The organism is Lentzea cavernae (genome assembly GCF_014653695.1).
Taxonomy (GTDB): Bacteria; Actinomycetota; Actinomycetes; order Mycobacteriales; family Pseudonocardiaceae; genus Lentzea; species Lentzea cavernae.
Genome location: NZ_BNAR01000003.1, coordinates 592,366 through 610,196 on the forward strand (window position 1 = coordinate 592,366; position 17,831 = coordinate 610,196).

The window sequence follows — 17,831 nt, forward strand, 5'->3', positions numbered from 1 at the left end:
TGGCAGAGCCACGCGCGGACACCGCAATAACAGGAAGTACGGACAATGCCTCCCAAGAAGAAGAAGCTGTCAGCGATCATCAAGCTGCAGATCAAGGCTGGTGCCGCCAACCCGGCGCCGCCCGTTGGTCCCGCGCTGGGTCAGCACGGCGTCAACATCATGGAGTTCTGCAAGGCCTACAACGCCGCGACCGAGTCGCAGCGCGGTCAGGTCGTGCCGGTCGAGATCTCCGTGTACGAAGACCGCTCGTTCGACTTCAAGCTGAAGACCCCTCCGGCCGCGCGACTCATCCTCGCCGCCGCTGGTGTCGACAAGGGCAGCGGCGAGCCGCACCGCGTCAAGGTCGCCAAGGTGACCATGGAGCAGGTCCGCAGCATCGCGCAGGTCAAGATGGTCGACCTGAACGCGAACGACATCGACCAGGCCGCGAAGATCATCGCCGGCACCGCCCGTTCCATGGGCATCACGGTCGAAGGCTGACCCACCCCTTTCTTTTCTCGCAAGCGTGGGAGAGCCGAGCGCGGCTCATTCACCACGAACTGATCCACGAAGGACAGAGTTATGAAGCGCAGCAAGGCCTACAAGGCCGCCGCCGAGCTGGTGGACCGGGATCGGCTGTACTCGCCGCTCGAGGCCGCCAAGCTCGCCAAGGAAACGTCCAAGGTGAAGCTGGACGCCACCGTCGAGGTCGCGATCTGCCTCGGCGTCGACCCTCGCAAGGCCGACCAGATGGTCCGCGGCACCGTGAATCTGCCGCACGGTACGGGCAAGACCGCCCGCGTGATCGTCTTCGCAGTCGGCGACAAGGCCGCTGAGGCCGAGGCCGCCGGTGCGGACGCCGTTGGCTCCGAGGACCTGATCGAGCGCATCCAGGGTGGCTGGCTCGACTTCGACGCCGCGATCGCGACCCCCGACCAGATGGCCAAGGTCGGTCGCATCGCCCGCATCCTGGGCCCGCGTGGCCTGATGCCGAACCCGAAGACCGGCACCGTGACCCCCGAGGTCGCCAAGGCCGTCAACGAGATCAAGGGCGGAAAGATCAACTTCCGCGTTGACAAGCAGGCCAACCTGCACTTCGTCATCGGCAAGGTCTCGTTCGACTCCGAGAAGCTGGTCGAGAACTACGCGGCCGCGCTGGACGAGATCCTCCGCGCGAAGCCGTCCGCGGCCAAGGGCCGATACGTCAAGAAGGTCGTCGTCTCCACGACGATGGGCCCCGGCATCCCGGTCGACCCGAGCCGCACCCGCAACATGCTGGTGGACGAGGCCTGAGCCTCCCCCGCTCACAGCTGGACCTCTGAGAAAGGCCCCCGGTTCGCCGGGGGCCTTTCTGCTGTTTCAGCGGTGCCGGCGGCGGTAGTCGCCGGGGGCCACGCCCACCTGCTTGAGGAAGTGGTGGCGGAGGTTGTTGGCCGTGCCGACGCCGCTCAGGCCCGCGATCTTCTCCACGGACAGGTCGGTCGACTCCAGCAAGGCCTGCGCTCGCGCGAGGCGTTCGTTGAGCAGCCACTGCAACGGCGTCGTGCCGGTGGTGGCCTGGAGCCTGCGGTAGAAGGTCCGCGGGCTCATCGCGGCACGGGCGGCCAGGTCGTCGATCGTCAGCGGCTCGTCCAGGCGGGAGCGCGCCCAGTCGAGCACCGACTCCAGGCTCCGGTTGTCGCTCGGGGGAACCGCGAGGTCGATGACCTGGCTCCGGCTGCCGGGGCGGTGTCCCGGCACGATCATCCGGCGGGCCAGCTGGTCGGCGACGTGGGCGCCGAGGTCGCGGCGCACCAGGTGCAGGCACAGGTCGAGTCCCGCTGTCATGCCCGCGCTGGTCAGCACGTCACCTTCGTCGACGTAGAGGACCGAGTCGTCGACCTGGACCTCCGGGTAGCGCTCGGCCAGCAGAGCTGTGTGCATCCAGTGCGCGGTCGCTCTTTTGCCGTCCAGCAGGCCTGCTTCGGCCAGCGCGTAGGCGCCGACGCACTGCGAGACGATGCGGGCGCCGTTGGCGTGGGCCTTGCGCAGGGCCGAGACCAGCTCAGGAGGAACGGGCGCGTTCTCCTCGATGACCTCCTCCGGCACCCACGACACGAAGACCGTGTCCGCGTTCACGACGTCGTCGAGGCCGTGCGTGGCGTGGAGGGTGAAGCCGGGGCCGGTGCCGCGCGTGCTGTTTCCCGTGCCGCACAACCAGAAGTCGTACCAGGGGTCGGCGAGGTCGGGCTGCGGCGTGCCGAAGACGGCGGCGGGGATGCCCAGTTCGTAGAGGTCGGCCACGCCGAAGTCGCTGGGAACGATCAGGGCGACGGAACCAGCGCTCATGAGGACCAGCCTATGGCAGGAATTTGGTGACAGGGGTCATTCCGGTCACTGGTTGAGTCGATCACGCGTGGCGAAGCTGGAGCCATGACATCTGAAGCGATCACCGTGCTGGGCCTGGGCAACCTCGGACGCGCGCTGGCGGAGGCGTTCGTGCGCGCGGATCAGGCCGTCACCGTCTGGAACCGTTCTGCGGCAAGGGCTTCGGGGCTGGAGGCCACTGTCGCGGGCAGTGCCGCGGAGGCGGTGGCCGCCAGCGGTCTCGTGGTCGTAGCCGTGCTCGATCACCAGGCCGCACAACAGGTTCTGCACGGCGTGGACGTGCGCGGGCGGGCCTTGGTGAACCTCACCTCCGGCACTCCGGACGAGGCTCGCGAGCTGGCCGGCTGGGCTGCCGCGAACGGTGCCGAGTACCTGCACGGCGCTGTGTACGCGGTGCCCCAGACGATCGGCACCGACGCGTCGTCGATCATCTACAGCGGTTCGCAGGCGGTGCACGAACGCTGGCGGGAAGCGTTGGCGCTGCTGGGAAAGGTCACGTTCCTGGGTGCCGACGCCGGCCGCGCCTCCGGGTACGACGTGGCGATCCTCTCCGGCATGTACGGGCTCCTCGGCGGCTTCCTGCACGCCGCCGCGCTGGCGCGAGCCGGTGGCATCAAGGTCACCGAGCTCACGCCGATGTTGTTGTCGTGGCTGGAAGATCTCCAGCCGGCGCTCACGACGTTCGCGGAGGAGATCGACGGCGGGAGCTACGACAGCGCGGAGTCGAGCATCGCCATGAACCGGTCGGGAGTGGCCACGCTCATCCGGGCCACCGAGGCCCAGGGGGTGCCGTTCGCCGCGCTCGACGCCCTCAAGGCCCTCGTCGACCGGCAGATCGACGAGGGACACGGGGAGGCGAGCCTCTCCCGTGTCGTCGAGTCGTTCGGGCGGGTCTCACAGGGGTTTGCGGGCTGACAGCAGGAAGATCGTGATGGACGCCAGGAAGTCGCCGGTGCGCAGTTCCGCCAGCCAGCGCTCCCCGTCCTCGCGGTCGATCGCCTCCGCGCGGATCGCCCGTTCGGTGTTGCGGGTCAGGGCGAGGGTGTAGTCGGCCCTGGCGAAGTCGCGCACGACCGTCGTCGCCGCGCGGACGCCCTCGACCTCGAAGCCCGCTTCCCCCGCGAGACGGGGGAGTTCGCGGCCGATGGTCGCGTTGCGGACCATGGTCGAGCAGACGAACCGGTTGAACGCCCTGTTCATCTCGAGGTCGCCGTCCACGACCAGGGCGTCCCAGTCGGGTTCGGCGATGCGCAGCAGACCGCCCGGCTTCATGACGCGGTGGAGCTCGGCGAGGACGCCGGCCGGGTTCTCGACGTGCTGCAGCGCGCGGTCCGTGCGCACCCGGTCGGCGGTGCCGTCGTCCACGGGCAGCGCGTGCGCGTCACCCCGGCGGACGTCGATCTGCGGGTAGAAGTGGGAGAAGCTCCTGGCCGCGGCCACCATCGTCGGGTCGACGTCGACACCGATGACGCGGCCGGAGGTGGTGACCGCGTCGGCCATGACCGGTAAGTCCGTGCCGGGGCCGCAGCCGACGTCGAGAACCGTGTGACCGTGCCTCAGGCCGAGCGAGACGAGCAGCTGGTGCTTGTAGTCCCGGCCGAGGTCCGCGGCGTCCGCCATGTACTCGACCTTGTCGGGGCTGGGCACCCCCAGTGCGTTTGCCATGCACCCCAATCAACCACAGGTGCTGGGGCTCCAGTCGGTGATCACCCAACCCGCGTTGATCTTCTCGACGACGAACGAGCCGAGGCGCGGCCCGCCCTCGACGGTCAGGGCGCAGGAGTCGATGGTGACCTTGGTGGAGGTCGGGGTCTTGAGCATGTCCGGCGGGAACATGACCTGCTGGTAGCGGTCGACGCTCGTCACCTGGGCCTTCAGCGTTTTGACCGCACCCGCGCAATCGGTTGCGCCGTAAGCGTTCGCGAACTTCTGGCGGGTGTCGTCGCGCAGGAAGAGCGTGCAGGCGCGGGTGGTGTCGGCGAACGACACGTGCTTGTAGAACATGCCGACCGTGCCCTGCAGGCCGGCCGGCGCGGAGAGGCCCTGGGCCGGGCCGGTGACGCCGCCGCTGTCCTGGGCGATGTCGCCGGGGTCGTCCACGCCGAAGAAGTGGTTGTAGGCCCACATCGCGCTGAAGACGACCAGGAGGAAGAACAGGGCGCGCCAGAAGATGCGGCTCCCGAGGACGACGAGCCACCAGCGCTTGCCCTGCTGCTTCGGGACTTGGGGCGCCTGACCCGTCGCCTCCTGGTAGCGCTGGTACTCCTGGAAGCGCTGGAACTCCTGGAACTGCCGCAGCTGCTCCGGGTCCACCTGCGGTGCGGGCGGTTGCGGCGGCTGCGGCTGGCGGGGCGCGAGGTCCTTGCCGGGCTCGTCGGTCACAGGTCACATCATGCCGATTTGGAACCCCGGTACACAGTCGAGTACTGTTTTACCTGGTTCTACCGAAGACCGCAGGTCGTCTCCGCGAGGAGAACGAAGGCCCCGTTGCAACACGGGCGGCCCGCGCAGGGAGGACGAGGCCCAGCTTCTTGTGACGCCCCGTGCTGCTTGTGCGCGAGGGCGTTTTTGTTGTTTCGGGACCTTCTCGATCGGCGGTCTAACCCAGCCCAGAGAGGAGGCGATCATGGCGAAGCCCACGAAGGTTACGGCGGTCGCTGAGCTCGCGGACCAGTTCCGCAGCAGCTCGGCAGCGGTTGTCACCGAGTACCGTGGCCTCTCCATGGCGCAGCTCACCACGCTGCGTCGCGCTCTCGGCGCGGGCACCAAGTACACCGTTGCGAAGAACACGCTGGTCAAGCTGGCCGCCGCGGACGCCGGTGTGGAGGGCCTCGAGGCCCTTCTTTCCGGTCCGACCGCAATCGCGTTCGTCGAGGGCGAGCCCGTCGACGCCGCCAAGGCGATCCGCGACTTCGCGAAGGACAACAAGGCCCTGGTCATCAAGGGCGGCTACATGGATGGCCGCCCGCTCTCGGTCGACGAGGTCACCGCTATCGCGGACCTCGACAGCCGTGAGGTGCTGCTCGCGAAGCTCGCGGGCGCGATGAAGGGCAACCTGGCCAAGGCCGCGGGTCTGTTCAACGCCCCGGCTTCCCAGGTCGCTCGCCTGGCTGCTGCCCTGCAGGAGAAGAAGGCCGCTGCGGCACCCGCCGCCGAGGCCGACGCTCCCGCCGAAAGCTGATCACCCGAAGACACGCCCGGCGCTTTCGCGCGGGAGATTAGAAAGGACCGCCGATCATGGCGAAGCTCAGCACCGACGAGCTGCTCGACGCTTTCAAGGAGATGACCCTCCTGGAGCTGTCCGAGTTCGTCAAGCAGTTCGAGGAGACCTTCGAGGTCACCGCCGCCGCTCCCGTCGCCGTTGCCGCTGTTGCGGGCCCCGGTGCGGCTGCTGCCGAGGTCGAGGAGCAGACGGACTTCAACGTCGTCCTCGAGTCGGCCGGCGACAAGAAGATCCAGGTCATCAAGGTCGTCCGCGAGGTCGTCTCGGGCCTGGGCCTGAAGGAGGCCAAGGAGCTGGTCGAGTCCGCTCCGAAGGCGATCCTGGAGGGTGTGGCGAAGGACGTCGCCGACGCCGCCAAGGAGAAGCTCGAGGCTGCCGGCGCCAAGATCACCCTCAAGTGATCTCAGCCCCTTTTGGGGCTGGTGCTTTGCAGTTTTGAACGGGCGTGTGTCCCCATTTTTGGGGGTGCACGCCCGTTTTGTTTGCTCGTTGTTCGGTGGGTTGGGTTGCGTGCGGCCTGTTGCGGTTGCGTGCTTCCCCTGGGGCTCTGCCCCAGACCCCGGCAATCTGAGATGGGGGTCTGCGCCGCTGGTGGGTTGATGGCACGCCTGTTGCGTTGGGCGGCTGCCTGTTGCTTAGAAGGTTGCGTTGGCGGTGGGTCCCATCACGAGTCGCACCAAGAGCGGGCCACATGCAGGTAGGGGTGTCAAGCGGACGAAGAGCGTGTCCGCTTGACACCCCTACCTGCATGCAGCAAGAGCTATGGCGCGACTCGTGATGGGACCCACCGCCCGAGCCTCTTGGTAAAGACGGCTCGCCTTCGGCATCGCGTGTGAGGGTGGCTCGCCTTTGGTGTCGCGGGCGGCGGACCCGCCTCGCCGCGCCCTTGTAGAGGTATGGTGTGTTGCGAGTCACAGTGGTCTCGGAAATCCCGGTTGTCAGGCAGTGGTCCAGGGGTTGGTGACCGTTTTGCGAGGTCACGCAGCGTGCTGTTATCTGAACGCAACCGGCGTTAGGCCAACTGGTGAGTAACCTCCCGCGAACGAACTCGTTGCCCAGGTGTGACGCCGATCGCCACGGCGTCGCCTGGCTTGTGCGGAGGTGCGGATGGGCGTCGAGGTGGTCGTCGAGGGTCTGACCAAGTCCTTCGGCAAGCAGACCATCTGGCAGGACGTCACGCTCACGTTGCCGCCGGGTGAGGTCAGCGTGATGCTCGGGCCGTCCGGTACGGGCAAGAGCGTGTTCCTGAAGTCGTTGGTCGGGTTGCTCAAGCCCGAGCAGGGCAAGATCGTCATCAACGGCACGGATCTGGTGCGGTGTTCTGAGCACAAGCTGTATGAGATTCGGAAGATGTTCGGCGTGCTGTTCCAGGACGGTGCGTTGTTCGGGTCGATGAACTTGTACGACAACATCGCGTTTCCGTTGCGGGAGCACACTCGCAAGACCGAGGCCGAGGTTCGGCGGATCGTTCTCGAGAAGATGGAGATGGTCGGTCTTGTCGGGGCGGAGAAGAAGCTGCCCGGTGAGATTTCCGGCGGTATGAGGAAGAGGGCCGGGCTCGCGAGGGCGCTGGTGCTCGATCCCGAGATCATTTTGTGCGACGAGCCCGACTCCGGGCTGGATCCGGTGCGCACCGCGTACCTGAGTCAGTTGCTGATCGATCTGAACGCGCAGATCGACGCGACGATCCTGATCGTCACGCACAACATCAACATTGCTCGTACCGTGCCGGACAACCTGGGGATGTTGTTCCGGCGGGAGCTTGTCATGTTCGGGCCGCGCGAGGTGTTGCTGACCAGTGACGAGCCTGTTGTCGAGCAGTTCCTGAACGGGCGGCGGCTCGGGCCCATCGGCATGTCCGAGGAGAAGGACACGGCGACGATGGCGGCTGAGCAGGCGCACGCGGACGCCGGGCACTCGGACGGGTCCACGTCGGAGGACGTGCGGGGGATCATCCCGCAGATCGAGCCGACGCCCGGGTTGCCGTTCCGGGACGCCGTGCGGCGGCGCAAGGACCGGGTCATGTCGATCATCCACCGGCTGCCGCACCAGGCGCAGCAGGGGATCATCGAAAGCCTCACCGCCGAGGAGCAGGTGCGGTACGGGGTGCACGCGGGGGTGTCGGCCGTGACGCCCAGCCCGTGGCCTCGTCAGGGTGGTGTTCTGTGACCACGCAGACGTTCCCCGGTGCCGGTGCGCTGCGGGAGACCGGGAAGCTGTGCCAGCTCGGGATCGACGTCGTGCGGACCACGTTCCGGCGGCCGTTCCAGTTCCGGGAGTTCATCCAGCAGAGCTGGTTCATCGTCAGCGTGACGGTGTTGCCGACGGCGCTGGTGTCGATCCCGTTCGGTGCTGTCATCGCGTTGCAGCTCGGGTCGTTGACGCGGCAGATCGGCGCGCAGTCGTTCACGGGTGCGGCCAGCGTGCTCGCGATCATCCAGCAGGCCAGTCCGATCGTGACGGCGTTGCTGATCGCTGGAGCCGGTGGTTCTGCCATCTGCGCTGATCTCGGGTCTCGGAAGATCCGGGAAGAGATCGACGCGATGGAAGTGCTCGGTGTGTCGCCGATCCATCGGCTCGTGGTGCCGCGGGTGCTGGCGGCGATGCTCGTGTCCGTGCTGCTCAACGGCATGGTGAGCGTCGTCGGTGTGATGGGTGGCTACTTCTTCAACGTGGTCATGCAGGACGGCACGCCTGGCGCGTATCTCGCGAGTTTCTCCGCCTTGGCGCAGCTGCCGGACCTGTGGATCAGCGAGCTGAAGGCGCTGATCTTCGGGTTCATCGCGGGCATCGTCGCCGCCTACCGGGGGCTCAACCCCGCCGGTGGGCCCAAGGGCGTGGGGGACGCGGTCAACCAGGCCGTGGTCATCACGTTCCTGCTGCTGTTCTTCGTCAACTTCGTCCTCACCACGATCTACCTGCAGGTCGTGCCCGCGAAGGGGAGCTGATGGCGAACAAGGTGCTGTCCACCCTGGACGGGTTCGGCGACCAGCTGTCGTTCTACATCAAGGCGCTGGCCTGGACGCCCCGCGCGCTCAAGCGGTACTCCAAGGAGACGTTGCGGCTGCTGGCCGAGGTCAGCTTCGGGTCCGGGGCGCTCGCGGTCATCGGCGGCACGATCGGCGTGATGGTCGGGCTGTCCGTGTTCACGGGCACGGTGGTCGGTCTGCAGGGCTTCACTGCCCTGAACCAGATCGGTACCAGCGCCTTCGCCGGGTTCGTGAGTGCCTACTTCAACACGCGTGAGATTGCGCCGTTGGTCGCGGGGCTGGCCCTCAGTGCGACGGTCGGGTCCGGGTTCACGGCTCAGCTCGGCGCGATGCGGATCTCCGAGGAGATCGACGCGCTGGAGGTCATGGGCATTCCCAGCCTGCCGTTCCTGGTGACCACGCGGATCATCGCCGGGTTCGTCGCGATCATCCCGCTGTACGTGATCGGCCTGCTGACCAGTTATCTGGCGGCCAGAACGATCACCGTGGAGTTCTACGGGCAGTCGGCGGGCACGTACGACCACTACTTCAACCTGTTCCTACCTCCGGTCGACGTGCTCTGGTCGTTCGGCAAGGTGCTGGTCTTCGCGGTCGTGATCATCATGACCCACTGCTACTACGGGTACCGGGCGTCCGGTGGCCCCGCCGGTGTCGGGGTGGCGGTCGGGCGCGCGGTGCGGACCGCGATCGTCACGACGGCGCTGCTCGACTTCTTCCTCAGCCTCGCGATCTGGGGCGCGACGACGACGGTGAGGATCGCCGGATGAAGAAGCGCGTGCTGGGCATCGCCTTCATTCTCGCGATCGCCATGTTCCTGTCGCTCACGGTGGCGCTCTACAAGGACGTCTTCAGCGACTACGTGAAGGTCACGCTCAAGACCGACCACATCGGCAACCAGCTGCAGACCGCGAGCGACGTCAAGGTGCGCGGGCTGATCGTCGGGTCTGTGAAGGCCGTCCGCACCAGCGGGAACGGCGCCGAGCTGGAGCTCGCACTGCTGCCGGACAAGGTCGGGCAGATCCCGGGCAACGTCAGCGCGCGCCTGCTGCCCAAGACGTTGTTCGGCGAGCGGTACGTGAACCTGGTGCTGCCGCAGCAGAAGAGCGCGGCGATCACCGAGGGCGCGGTGATCGAGCAGGACCGCACGAGCAGTGCGATCGAGCTCGAACGCGTGCTGGAGAACCTGATGCCGGTGCTGCAGGCGATCCAGCCGGAGAAGCTCGCCACCACGCTGACGGCGTTGTCGCAGGCGCTCGACGGGCGGGGCAAGCCGCTCGGCGAGACGCTGGTGTCGCTCGACTCCTACCTCGGTGAGCTCAACCCGCAGCTGCCCGCGTTGAAGGAGAACATCTCCCGGCTCGCGGACGTCTCGAACGTCTACGCCGACGCGGCGCCGGACCTGCTGCAGGCGCTCAACGACATGACCACGACGACCAAGACCGTCGTCGAGCAGCGCGACAACCTGCTCGCGCTCTACGGGTCGCTGACCACGACGTCGCAGGACCTCACCAGCTTCGTCACGGTCAACAAGAACAACATCATCGCGCTCGCCGACACCGGCCGGCCGACGCTCGAGCTGCTCGCGAAGTACGCGCCCGAGTACCCGTGCCTGCTCAAGGGGCTCGCGGAGTTCGAGCCGATCATCAGCAAGGCGTTCGGCGCGGGCACCGGCAAGCCCGGCCTGCACATCACGCTGGAGATCACGCAGAACCGCGGCAAGTACAAGCCGAACCTCGACGAGCCCGAGTACAGGGACAAGCGCGGGCCTCGTTGTTACGACCTCGTCCCGCGTCCGGACCCGTTCCCGCAGTACCCGCCGGACGGTCCCGTGCAGGACGGGTCGAGCTCGCCGCCGCCCGCCCGCAACGCGAGTGACGGCCTCATCCCGCCCGGCGCGACCGTGCCGCAGTCCGCGGACGTGCTGCGCCTCGCCAACTCCCCGGAGGAGGCCAGGATGGTCGCGGCCCTGTTCGGGCCGCGCGTCGGCGTCGACCCGCAGGACATGCCCGGCTGGTCGAGCCTGCTGCTCGGCCCGCTCGTCCGCGGAACGGAGGTGACGGTCAAGTGAAGGGCCTGCTCGCCCCGCTGCTCAAGCTGATCGCCTTCGCCGTGGTCACGATCCTCGCCACGTCGCTGCTCGCGGTCACCATCGCCAACGTGAACCTGGCCAGTGCCACCGGCTACAAGGCCCGGTTCACCGACGTCACCGCGCTCAACGAGGGTGACGACATCCGCATCGCCGGCGTCCGCGTCGGGCAGGTCGACGGGATCCAGGTGGTCGACCGCAAGACCGCCGAGGTGGAGTTCTCGATCGACGGCGACCGCAGGCTGCCGGAGGCCGTCACCGCGACCATCAAGTACCGCAACCTGGTGGGACAGCGGTACATCGCGCTGGAGTCCGGCACCGGCGACACGAAGGCGGTGCTGCCGGAAGGCGGCACGATCCCGTTGGAGCGCACGAAGGCCGCGTTGGACCTCACGGTGCTGTTCAACGGCTTCAAGCCGCTGTTCCAGGCGCTGTCGCCCGACGACGTGAACAAGCTGTCGTTCGAGATCATCCAGGTGCTGCAGGGAGAAGGCAGCACGATCGACAGCCTGCTGCAGCGCACGGCCTCGCTGACCAGCACGCTGGCGAGCAAGGACAAGGTGATCGGCGAGGTCGTCGACAACCTCAACACCGCGCTGGAGACCGTGAACTCGCGCGACGAGGACTTCAACAACCTCGTGATCACGTTGCAGACGCTCGTCTCCGGGCTCGCGCAGGACCGCCAGCCGATCGGCGACGCGATCTCCGCGCTCGGCGACCTCACGAACGCCACGTCGGGGCTGCTGGAGCAGGGCCGCGAGCCGTTGCGCAACGACATCGCGCAGCTCGGCATCGTCTCGAAGACGCTGGGGGACAGCGAGGCCGTCGTCGACGGCATGCTGCAGCGCCTGCCCAACAAGCTCGAGACGATCACGCGGACCGCGACCTACGGCTCGTGGTTCAACTTCTACCTGTGCGAGGCCAGCGGCCAGGTCGCCGTGCCGCCGCTCATCACCAACCCGATCCCCATCACGGCGTTGCCGGTGACACAGCAGAGGTGCCGCCGATGAAGACCGCCAACCCGATCAGGACCGGCGCGATCAGCCTGACGCTGATCGCCCTGTTGCTGCTGGCCGCGTTCTACTCCGACGACCTGCCGATCGTCGGCGGTGGCACGAGCTACGCCGCGGACTTCAGCGAGGCCGCGGGACTGGTGCCGGGCAACGAGGTCCGCGTCGCCGGCGTGAAGGTCGGCAAGGTCACGAAGGTCAAGCTCAACGGCGACAGGGTGCGGGTGACGTTCAAGGTCAAGGACGCCTGGGTGGGCGACCGGACGACCGCGACGATCCGCATCAAGACGTTGCTGGGCCAGAAGTTCGTGGCGCTGGACCCGCAGGGCACGCAGCCGCTCTCGCCCGGCGACCCGATCCCGAAGGAACGCACGCTCGCGCCGTACGACGTGAACGAGGCGTTCAACGGGCTCGCGACGACGGTCGGGCAGATCGACACCAAGCAGCTCGCGGACAGCTTCACGGTCCTGTCCGACACCTTCAAGAACTCGCCGGAGCACGTCCGCGGCGCGCTGGACGGCCTGTCCGCGTTGTCGAAGACGATCTCCTCGCGCGACGAGCAGCTGGCGAAGCTCCTGGACAACACCCGGCAGCTGACCAAGACGCTCGCCGACCGCAACGCCGAGTTCGAGAAGCTGCTGTCGGACGGCAACCTGCTGCTCGGCGAGCTGCGCAAGCGCCGCGAGGCGATCAGCGCGCTGCTGACCGGCACGCGCGACCTGTCCCGCGAGCTCAGCGGTCTGGTGAACGACAACCAGAACCAGCTCAAGCCGGCGCTGGAGCAGCTCGCGCGGGTCACCACGGTCCTGGAGCGCAACCAGGAGAACCTCGACCGCAGCCTCGCGCTGATGGCGCCGTTCTACCGGGTGTTCGCGAACACCCTGGGCAACGGTCGCTGGTTCGACACCTACATCTGCGGTCTGCTGCCGCCCTCGGTGAACCTCGGCGTCGTCGGGTTCAACGAGGAAGGCTGCCTGCCTCCGGGGGTGCAGCGATGACTGACGTGGCTCAGAGCAAGGTCGGCCGGTTCATCGCGATCGCGTGCGTGCTCGCGCTGGTCGTGACGGCCGCGTTGTGGTGGGTCTTCGAGGGGATGAACGGGCGCAAGGTCACCGCGCACTTCGCGGCGGCCGTCGGCGTCTACCCCGGCGGTGACGTGCGGGTCCTCGGCGTGAAGGTCGGCACGATCGACGAGGTCACGCCCGAGGGCAAGACCGTGAAGGTCGTGTTCACGCTCGACCGCGACGTGCGGGTGCCGGAGAACGCGCAGGCCGTCGTCGTCTCGCCGAGCGTGGTCTCCGACCGGTACGTGCAGCTCGCGCCCGCCTACACCGGCGGGCCGACGCTGGGCGACAACGCCGAGATCCCGCGCGAGCGCACCGCGACGCCGGTCGAGCTGGACGAGCTGTACTCGTCGCTCGACAAGCTCACGACCGCGTTGGGGCCCAACGGCGCGAACGCCGACGGGGCGCTGGCGGACCTGCTGAACTCGGCCGCCCGCAACCTCGAGGGCAACGGCCAGGCGCTCAACGACACGTTGAAGAACCTCGGCCAGGCCACGCGCACGCTGTCGGGGTCCAAAGAGGACCTGTTCGCGACCGTCGACAACCTGCAGAAGTTCACGGCGATGCTGGCCGCGAACGACAGCCAGGTGCGCGACTTCAACAAGCAGCTCGCGGACGTGTCCAAGATGCTCGCCGACGAACGCGGCGACCTCGGTGCGGCGCTGTCCGAGCTCGCGACCGCGCTGGGGCTGGTGCAGGGGTTCGTCAAGGACAACCGCGAGGTCCTCAAGTCCAACGTGGACAAGCTCGCCTCGATCACACAGGTGCTGGTGAACCAGCGGGCGGCGCTGGCCGAGACGCTCGACGTCGCCCCGCTGGCCCTGGGCAACCTGCAGAACTCCTACAACGCGGCCTCCGGCACGCTCGACGTCCGCGCGGACATCAACGAGCTGAACCAGCCGCCGATCGTGCTGGTCTGCAAGCTGGTCCAGCAGGCGACGCCGAACAACGTGCCGCCGATCCTGGCGGACACCTGCAAGCAGCTGGAACCGTTGCTGACCGGCGCGATCCCGCTGAAGTCGCCGGCCGAGGTGCTCGGAGACCTGAACGCGGGCAAGCTGCCGCTGCCCCTGCCGCTCGCGGGGGTGCCGCAATGACGTCAGGTGTGGCGAAGAAGCTCGCGATCGCTGTGACGGCGCTGGTCCTGGCCGGCTGCGGGTCCGGCGGGTTCGACGGCGTCTACAACATGCCGCTGCCCGGCGGCGCTGACGTCGGTGACCACCCGTACCGGGTCAAGGCGCAGTTCAAGGACGTCCTCGACCTCGTGCCGCAGGCCGGCGTGAAGGTCAACGACGTGCCGGTCGGGCGGGTCGAGAAGATCGACCTGGGCTCCGACGGCTGGACCGCCGAGGTGACCCTGCTGGTCAACGGGGACGTGCAGCTGCCGGCCAACGCGTTCGCCAAGCTGCGGCAGTCGGCGTTGCTCGGCGAGAAGTTCGTGGAGCTCGGGAAGCCCAAGGACGGCAGCGGGAAGCTTGCCGACAACGCCGTGATCCCGCTGGACAGGACCAACCGCAACCCCGAGGTCGAAGAGGTCTTCGGAGCGTTGTCGATGCTGCTCAACGGCGGTGGTGTCGCGCAGCTGCAGAACATCACCAAGGAGCTCAACGCGGCGATGCAGGGCAACGAGCAGGAGATCCGCTCGCTGCTGGGCAACCTCAACACGTTCGTCGGGGAGCTCGACAAGCACAAGGCGGAGATCGTCCGCGCTCTCGACTCCCTCAACCGGCTGTCCGGGACCCTGGCGCTGCAACGGGACAAGATCGCGGTCGCGCTGACGGACCTGGAGCCCGGCCTGAAGGTGCTGGCGGAGCAGCGGACGCAGCTCGTGACGCTGCTGCAGTCGCTGACCAAGCTCTCCGGCGTCGCGACCGACACGGTGAACCGGAGCCGTGACGACATCGTCGCGGATCTGAAGGCGTTGCAGCCGATCCTGACGAAGCTCGCCGAGTCCGGGCAGAACCTGCCGAAGTCGCTGGAGCTGGCGCTGACCTACCCGTTCCCGGACGAGGCGCTCGACGGCATCAAGGGCGACTACACCAACGCGTTCATGAACCTCGACCTGAACCTCGGCACGGTGCTCGACAACCTCGGGCGGTCGCGGCAGTCGCCGATCGACTCGCTGGTCCCGACGCCGGGGACGCCGTTGCCGCTGCCGAACATCCCGTTGCCGAACATCCCGCTGCCCGGCCTCGGGCAGGGCACCGGGTCCGGGCTGGGAGACCTGCTCGGAGGCCTGCTGGGAGGTGGCCGCAAGTGATCCTGCGATCGACCAAGCTCAAGATCGGCGCGTTCGTGCTGGTCGCGTTGCTCGGCATCTCCTACGTCAGCGCCACCTACGTCGGTCTGTTCAAGTCGGCCTCGACGGTCGTGACGATGCAGCTCGCCGATTCGGGCGGCATCTTCAGCAACGCCGAGGTGACCTACCGCGGCGTGACGATCGGCCGGGTCGGGCAGCTGCGGCTGACGTCCGACGGCATCGAGGTCGACCTCGAGCTGGACGCGGACGCCCCGCGCGTGCCGTCCGCGGTCGAGGCCGTCGTGGCGAACCGGTCGGCCGTGGGCGAGCAGTACGTGGACCTGCGGCCGAAGAGCGACGACGGCCCGTACCTGGAGGCCGGGTCGGTCATCCCGCGCTCGGCCACGAAGACGCCGCCGCCCGTCGACGGGCTCCTGTCCAACCTGGACGCCTTCGCCTCCTCGGTGCCGACGGACTCGTTGAAGACCGTGGTCGACGAGCTGCACACCGCGTTCAGCGGGACCGGCGGCGACCTGCAGGTGCTGATCGACAACACCGCGGCGTTCACCGCGGCCGCCCGCGAACACCTGCCGCAGACGACGCAGCTGCTCAAGGACGGGCGGATCGTGCTGGCCACGCAGGCCGCGGCCGGTGGCGCCATCCGGTCGTTCAGCGGTGACCTGCGGTTGCTCGCCGAGCAGCTCAAGGCCTCCGACGGCGACCTGCGGCGGTTGATCGTGGCGGTGCCGCCCGCGTCCGAGCAGGTGTCGGCGCTGCTCAAGGAGAGCGGGCCGAACCTCGGGGTGGTGTTCGCGAACCTGCTGACGACCTCGAACATCCTCGTGACCAGGCGCGACGGTTTGGAACAGATCGCGGTGACGTACCCCATCGCCGTCGGCGGCGGGTTCTCCGTGGCGCCGGGCGACGGGACGGCGCACTTCGGGCTCGCGCTGAACGTGTTCGACCCGGTGCCGTGCACCGTCGGCTACGAGGGCACGACCATCCGGCCGGGCAACGACACCTCGGCCGCGCCGCTGAACACGCAGGCGTACTGCGCTCTCGCGCGCGGTTCCGCGACGTCGGTGCGAGGCTCGCAGAACGCTCCGTACGGCGGAACGCCGACCACGCCGGTCGGCAACGCGACGACCCAGCCCGGTCAGGAACCGACGGGCCAGGCCGCCGTGCCGGAGTTGCCGTTGCTGACGTCGCTGGGCCAGCTGCTGGGTTTGCCGGAGGGGAAGAAGTAGTGCGGATCTTCACGGTGGTCGCCGCGGTCGCGGCGGTGCTCGCGTTCGGCTTCGCCGCCTACGCGGGCGTGGCCTGGTACTCGGCGTCGAACTCGTCGGAGTCGTCGTTCGCCTCCGCGCGCGACGAGGCCCTGCGCTCGGGTCAGGTGGGCGTCACGAACTTCCTGACGCTCGACTACAAGAAGGTGGACGAGGACCTGCAGCGCTGGCTCAACTCGTCCACCGGCGACCTCCGCGCCGAGATCGACAAGGACAAGGACTCGCGCAAGAAGCAGCTCGTCGACGCCAAGTCCGTGACGACGTCGAAGGTCCTCGACGCGGCCGTCACCGAACTGGACGACCGCGCCGGCAGCGCGTCGATGATCGCCGTGGTCGAGAGCACCGTCACCCCCGACGGCGGCCAGAAGGTCACCAAGATCAACCGGTACCTGACCAAGCTCACCCGCACCGAGGACGGCTGGAAGCTGAGCCAGCTGGGCCCGCTGCGGTCAGGCGTCTGATCCGGCCAGAGCTGATTGGAACGAGTGCACGTGCCTCCATCCCGCCGCCGCCCCATCCCCACGCCACCGGCAGGAGGCCGCCCGAAGGTGGCCGGCCTGAACCGCCGCCCGCCGTCCGGGTCCGCCGCGGACCCCGCCGCCGAGTCCGCGGCCGAGTCTGCGGTCGAGCCTGTCGTCGAGCCTTCGGTGGAACCGGCTGTGGAGCCCGCGGCCGGGCCCTCGACGCCGCCCGTCGCCGAGCCCGTGGACGACGACGCCGTCGAGGACGTGCGGGCGGCTGAGCCCGGGGAGGCGGCACCCGAGGCGCCGGGGGTGATCGAGTGGCCGCCTTCCGCCACGTCGAAGCCGACGGGGGAGCCCGCGGAGAAGAAGGCGGCGGAGAAGAAGGCGGTCGAGGTCGTCGCCGAGGAGGAGCCAGAGTCGTCCGAGGAACCCGAGCCGCCCGCGAAGCCGGCCTGGCTGCTGCCCGCGGCCCTGCTCCTGGTGGCGGTGCTGCTGGGCGGGCTGGGCACGTTCTTCCTGGTGAGGTCGCAGTCGGTGTCCTACGACGCCGCCCTGGTCGACTCGGCCACCACCTCGGAGGTGAACGGCCAGATCCGCGAGGCCGTCGAGAAGTCGTTCTCGTACAACTTCGCCGACGTCGAGTCCACCGAGAAGGCGGCCAGGGAGCTGCTCACCGGCAAGGCCCTCTGCCAGTACAACGCCGTGTTCGGCCCCGTGAAGGAGGTCGCGCCGCAGCAGAAGCTGGTCGTGACCGTCCGCGTGGTCTCCTCGGCCGTGTCGTCGCTCAAGGACGACCGGGCCACCGTGCTCGTGTTCGCCGACCAGGTCACCACCCGCACCACCGACAACCAGTCGGGCGGCGGCACCGCCATGCTCCGCGTGAGCGCGATCGACGACGCCGGCCGCTGGAAGATCGACAACATGGAGATGTTCGGCGCGACCGCCGACCAGAACCGCCAGCTCCAGGGCTGCTGACCGCCCGGCCCCGCGAAGGCCGCGCCCTCCGAGACCGCACGCGCGGTGGCCGCACCTCCGAGACCGCCCCGGTGGCCGCACCTCCGGGGCCGCACCCTCCGAGCCCGCGCCCGCAGTGGCTGCGCCCGCGGTGGCTGCGCCCGCGGTG

General features: G+C 68.4%; 19 protein-coding genes. 16 read left to right on the forward strand and 3 right to left on the reverse strand.

The genetic code is table 11. The features are described from left to right. Positions 1-45: 45 nt before the first annotated feature. Complete coding sequence (gene rplK / locus IE307_RS13080; RefSeq protein WP_030478269.1) at positions 46-480, forward strand: 50S ribosomal protein L11; 435 nt, start codon at positions 46-48, stop codon at positions 478-480. 81 nt (positions 481-561) lie between these two features. After that, positions 562-1,272 carry a 50S ribosomal protein L1 gene (gene rplA, locus IE307_RS13085; RefSeq protein WP_191298157.1) on the forward strand — a complete coding sequence of 237 codons (711 nt, stop codon included), beginning with the start codon at positions 562-564 and terminating at the stop codon, positions 1,270-1,272. 66 nt (positions 1,273-1,338) lie between these two features. Here the strand turns inward: rplA and IE307_RS13090 are convergent, their stop codons facing one another. Further along, positions 1,339-2,307 (reverse strand): helix-turn-helix domain-containing protein, encoded by a 969-nt coding sequence (locus tag IE307_RS13090; protein WP_191298158.1) that lies wholly within the window; start codon positions 2,305-2,307, stop codon positions 1,339-1,341. Positions 2,308-2,391: 84 nt separating this feature from the next. Here IE307_RS13090 and IE307_RS13095 point away from each other — a divergent pair, with 84 nt between their 5' ends. Next, a complete protein-coding gene (locus IE307_RS13095) occupies positions 2,392-3,261 on the forward strand; it encodes an NAD(P)-dependent oxidoreductase (protein WP_191298159.1) in 870 nt (289 codons plus the stop codon). Here the strand turns inward: IE307_RS13095 and IE307_RS13100 are convergent. Together IE307_RS13100 and IE307_RS13105 are read right to left on the reverse strand one after the other, a co-directional pair. Then, positions 3,241-4,011: a methyltransferase domain-containing protein gene (locus IE307_RS13100; protein WP_191298160.1), complete on the reverse strand. Its 771-nt coding sequence runs from the start codon at positions 4,009-4,011 to the stop codon at positions 3,241-3,243. The genes IE307_RS13095 and IE307_RS13100 overlap by 21 nt on opposite strands. A gap of 9 nt (positions 4,012-4,020) precedes the next feature. Further along, positions 4,021-4,728 (reverse strand): hypothetical protein, encoded by a 708-nt coding sequence (locus IE307_RS13105; protein WP_191298161.1) that lies wholly within the window; start codon positions 4,726-4,728, stop codon positions 4,021-4,023. A gap of 244 nt (positions 4,729-4,972) precedes the next feature. Between IE307_RS13105 and rplJ the strand changes: the two genes are divergently transcribed. The 13 genes from rplJ to IE307_RS13170 all read left to right on the forward strand — a co-directional run bounded on the left by rplJ (position 4,973) and on the right by IE307_RS13170 (position 17,683). Then, positions 4,973-5,527 (forward strand): 50S ribosomal protein L10, encoded by a 555-nt coding sequence (gene rplJ, locus IE307_RS13110; RefSeq protein ID WP_089915392.1) that lies wholly within the window; start codon positions 4,973-4,975, stop codon positions 5,525-5,527. Positions 5,528-5,583: 56 nt separating this feature from the next. After that, positions 5,584-5,970: a 50S ribosomal protein L7/L12 gene (gene rplL / locus IE307_RS13115; protein WP_191298162.1), complete on the forward strand. Its 387-nt coding sequence runs from the start codon at positions 5,584-5,586 to the stop codon at positions 5,968-5,970. Positions 5,971-6,676: 706 nt separating this feature from the next. Then, on the forward strand, positions 6,677-7,738 hold the full coding sequence (locus tag IE307_RS13120) for an ABC transporter ATP-binding protein (protein ID WP_191298163.1): 1,062 nt from the start codon (positions 6,677-6,679) through the stop codon (positions 7,736-7,738). Next, positions 7,735-8,517, forward strand: coding sequence for an MlaE family ABC transporter permease (locus IE307_RS13125; protein ID WP_191298164.1), 783 nt, complete (start codon positions 7,735-7,737; stop codon positions 8,515-8,517). The genes IE307_RS13120 and IE307_RS13125 overlap by 4 nt, the downstream gene beginning before the upstream one ends. After that, positions 8,517-9,326 (forward strand): MlaE family ABC transporter permease, encoded by an 810-nt coding sequence (locus IE307_RS13130; RefSeq protein ID WP_089915380.1) that lies wholly within the window; start codon positions 8,517-8,519, stop codon positions 9,324-9,326. Before IE307_RS13125 ends, IE307_RS13130 begins: the two co-directional genes overlap by 1 nt. Further along, entirely contained in the window at positions 9,323-10,627 is a 1,305-nt protein-coding gene (locus IE307_RS13135; RefSeq protein WP_191298165.1) for an MCE family protein, read from the forward strand. Before IE307_RS13130 ends, IE307_RS13135 begins: the two co-directional genes overlap by 4 nt. Further along, a complete protein-coding gene (locus tag IE307_RS13140; protein WP_191298166.1) occupies positions 10,624-11,655 on the forward strand; it encodes an MCE family protein in 1,032 nt (343 codons plus the stop codon). Before IE307_RS13135 ends, IE307_RS13140 begins: the two co-directional genes overlap by 4 nt. Beyond that, positions 11,652-12,653 (forward strand): MCE family protein, encoded by a 1,002-nt coding sequence (locus tag IE307_RS13145; RefSeq protein WP_191298167.1) that lies wholly within the window; start codon positions 11,652-11,654, stop codon positions 12,651-12,653. The genes IE307_RS13140 and IE307_RS13145 overlap by 4 nt, the downstream gene beginning before the upstream one ends. Beyond that, complete coding sequence (locus tag IE307_RS13150; protein ID WP_191298168.1) at positions 12,650-13,816, forward strand: MCE family protein; 1,167 nt, start codon at positions 12,650-12,652, stop codon at positions 13,814-13,816. The genes IE307_RS13145 and IE307_RS13150 overlap by 4 nt, the downstream gene beginning before the upstream one ends. Beyond that, a complete protein-coding gene (locus IE307_RS13155; RefSeq protein ID WP_191298169.1) occupies positions 13,813-14,979 on the forward strand; it encodes an MCE family protein in 1,167 nt (388 codons plus the stop codon). The genes IE307_RS13150 and IE307_RS13155 overlap by 4 nt, the downstream gene beginning before the upstream one ends. Next, positions 14,976-16,205 carry an MCE family protein gene (locus IE307_RS13160; protein WP_191298170.1) on the forward strand — a complete coding sequence of 410 codons (1,230 nt, stop codon included), beginning with the start codon at positions 14,976-14,978 and terminating at the stop codon, positions 16,203-16,205. Before IE307_RS13155 ends, IE307_RS13160 begins: the two co-directional genes overlap by 4 nt. Then, entirely contained in the window at positions 16,205-16,705 is a 501-nt protein-coding gene (locus IE307_RS13165) for an Rv1363c family protein (RefSeq protein WP_191298171.1), read from the forward strand. Before IE307_RS13160 ends, IE307_RS13165 begins: the two co-directional genes overlap by 1 nt. Positions 16,706-16,792: 87 nt before the next feature. Then, positions 16,793-17,683 (forward strand): hypothetical protein, encoded by an 891-nt coding sequence (locus IE307_RS13170; RefSeq protein WP_191298172.1) that lies wholly within the window; start codon positions 16,793-16,795, stop codon positions 17,681-17,683. Positions 17,684-17,831 lie beyond the last annotated feature (148 nt).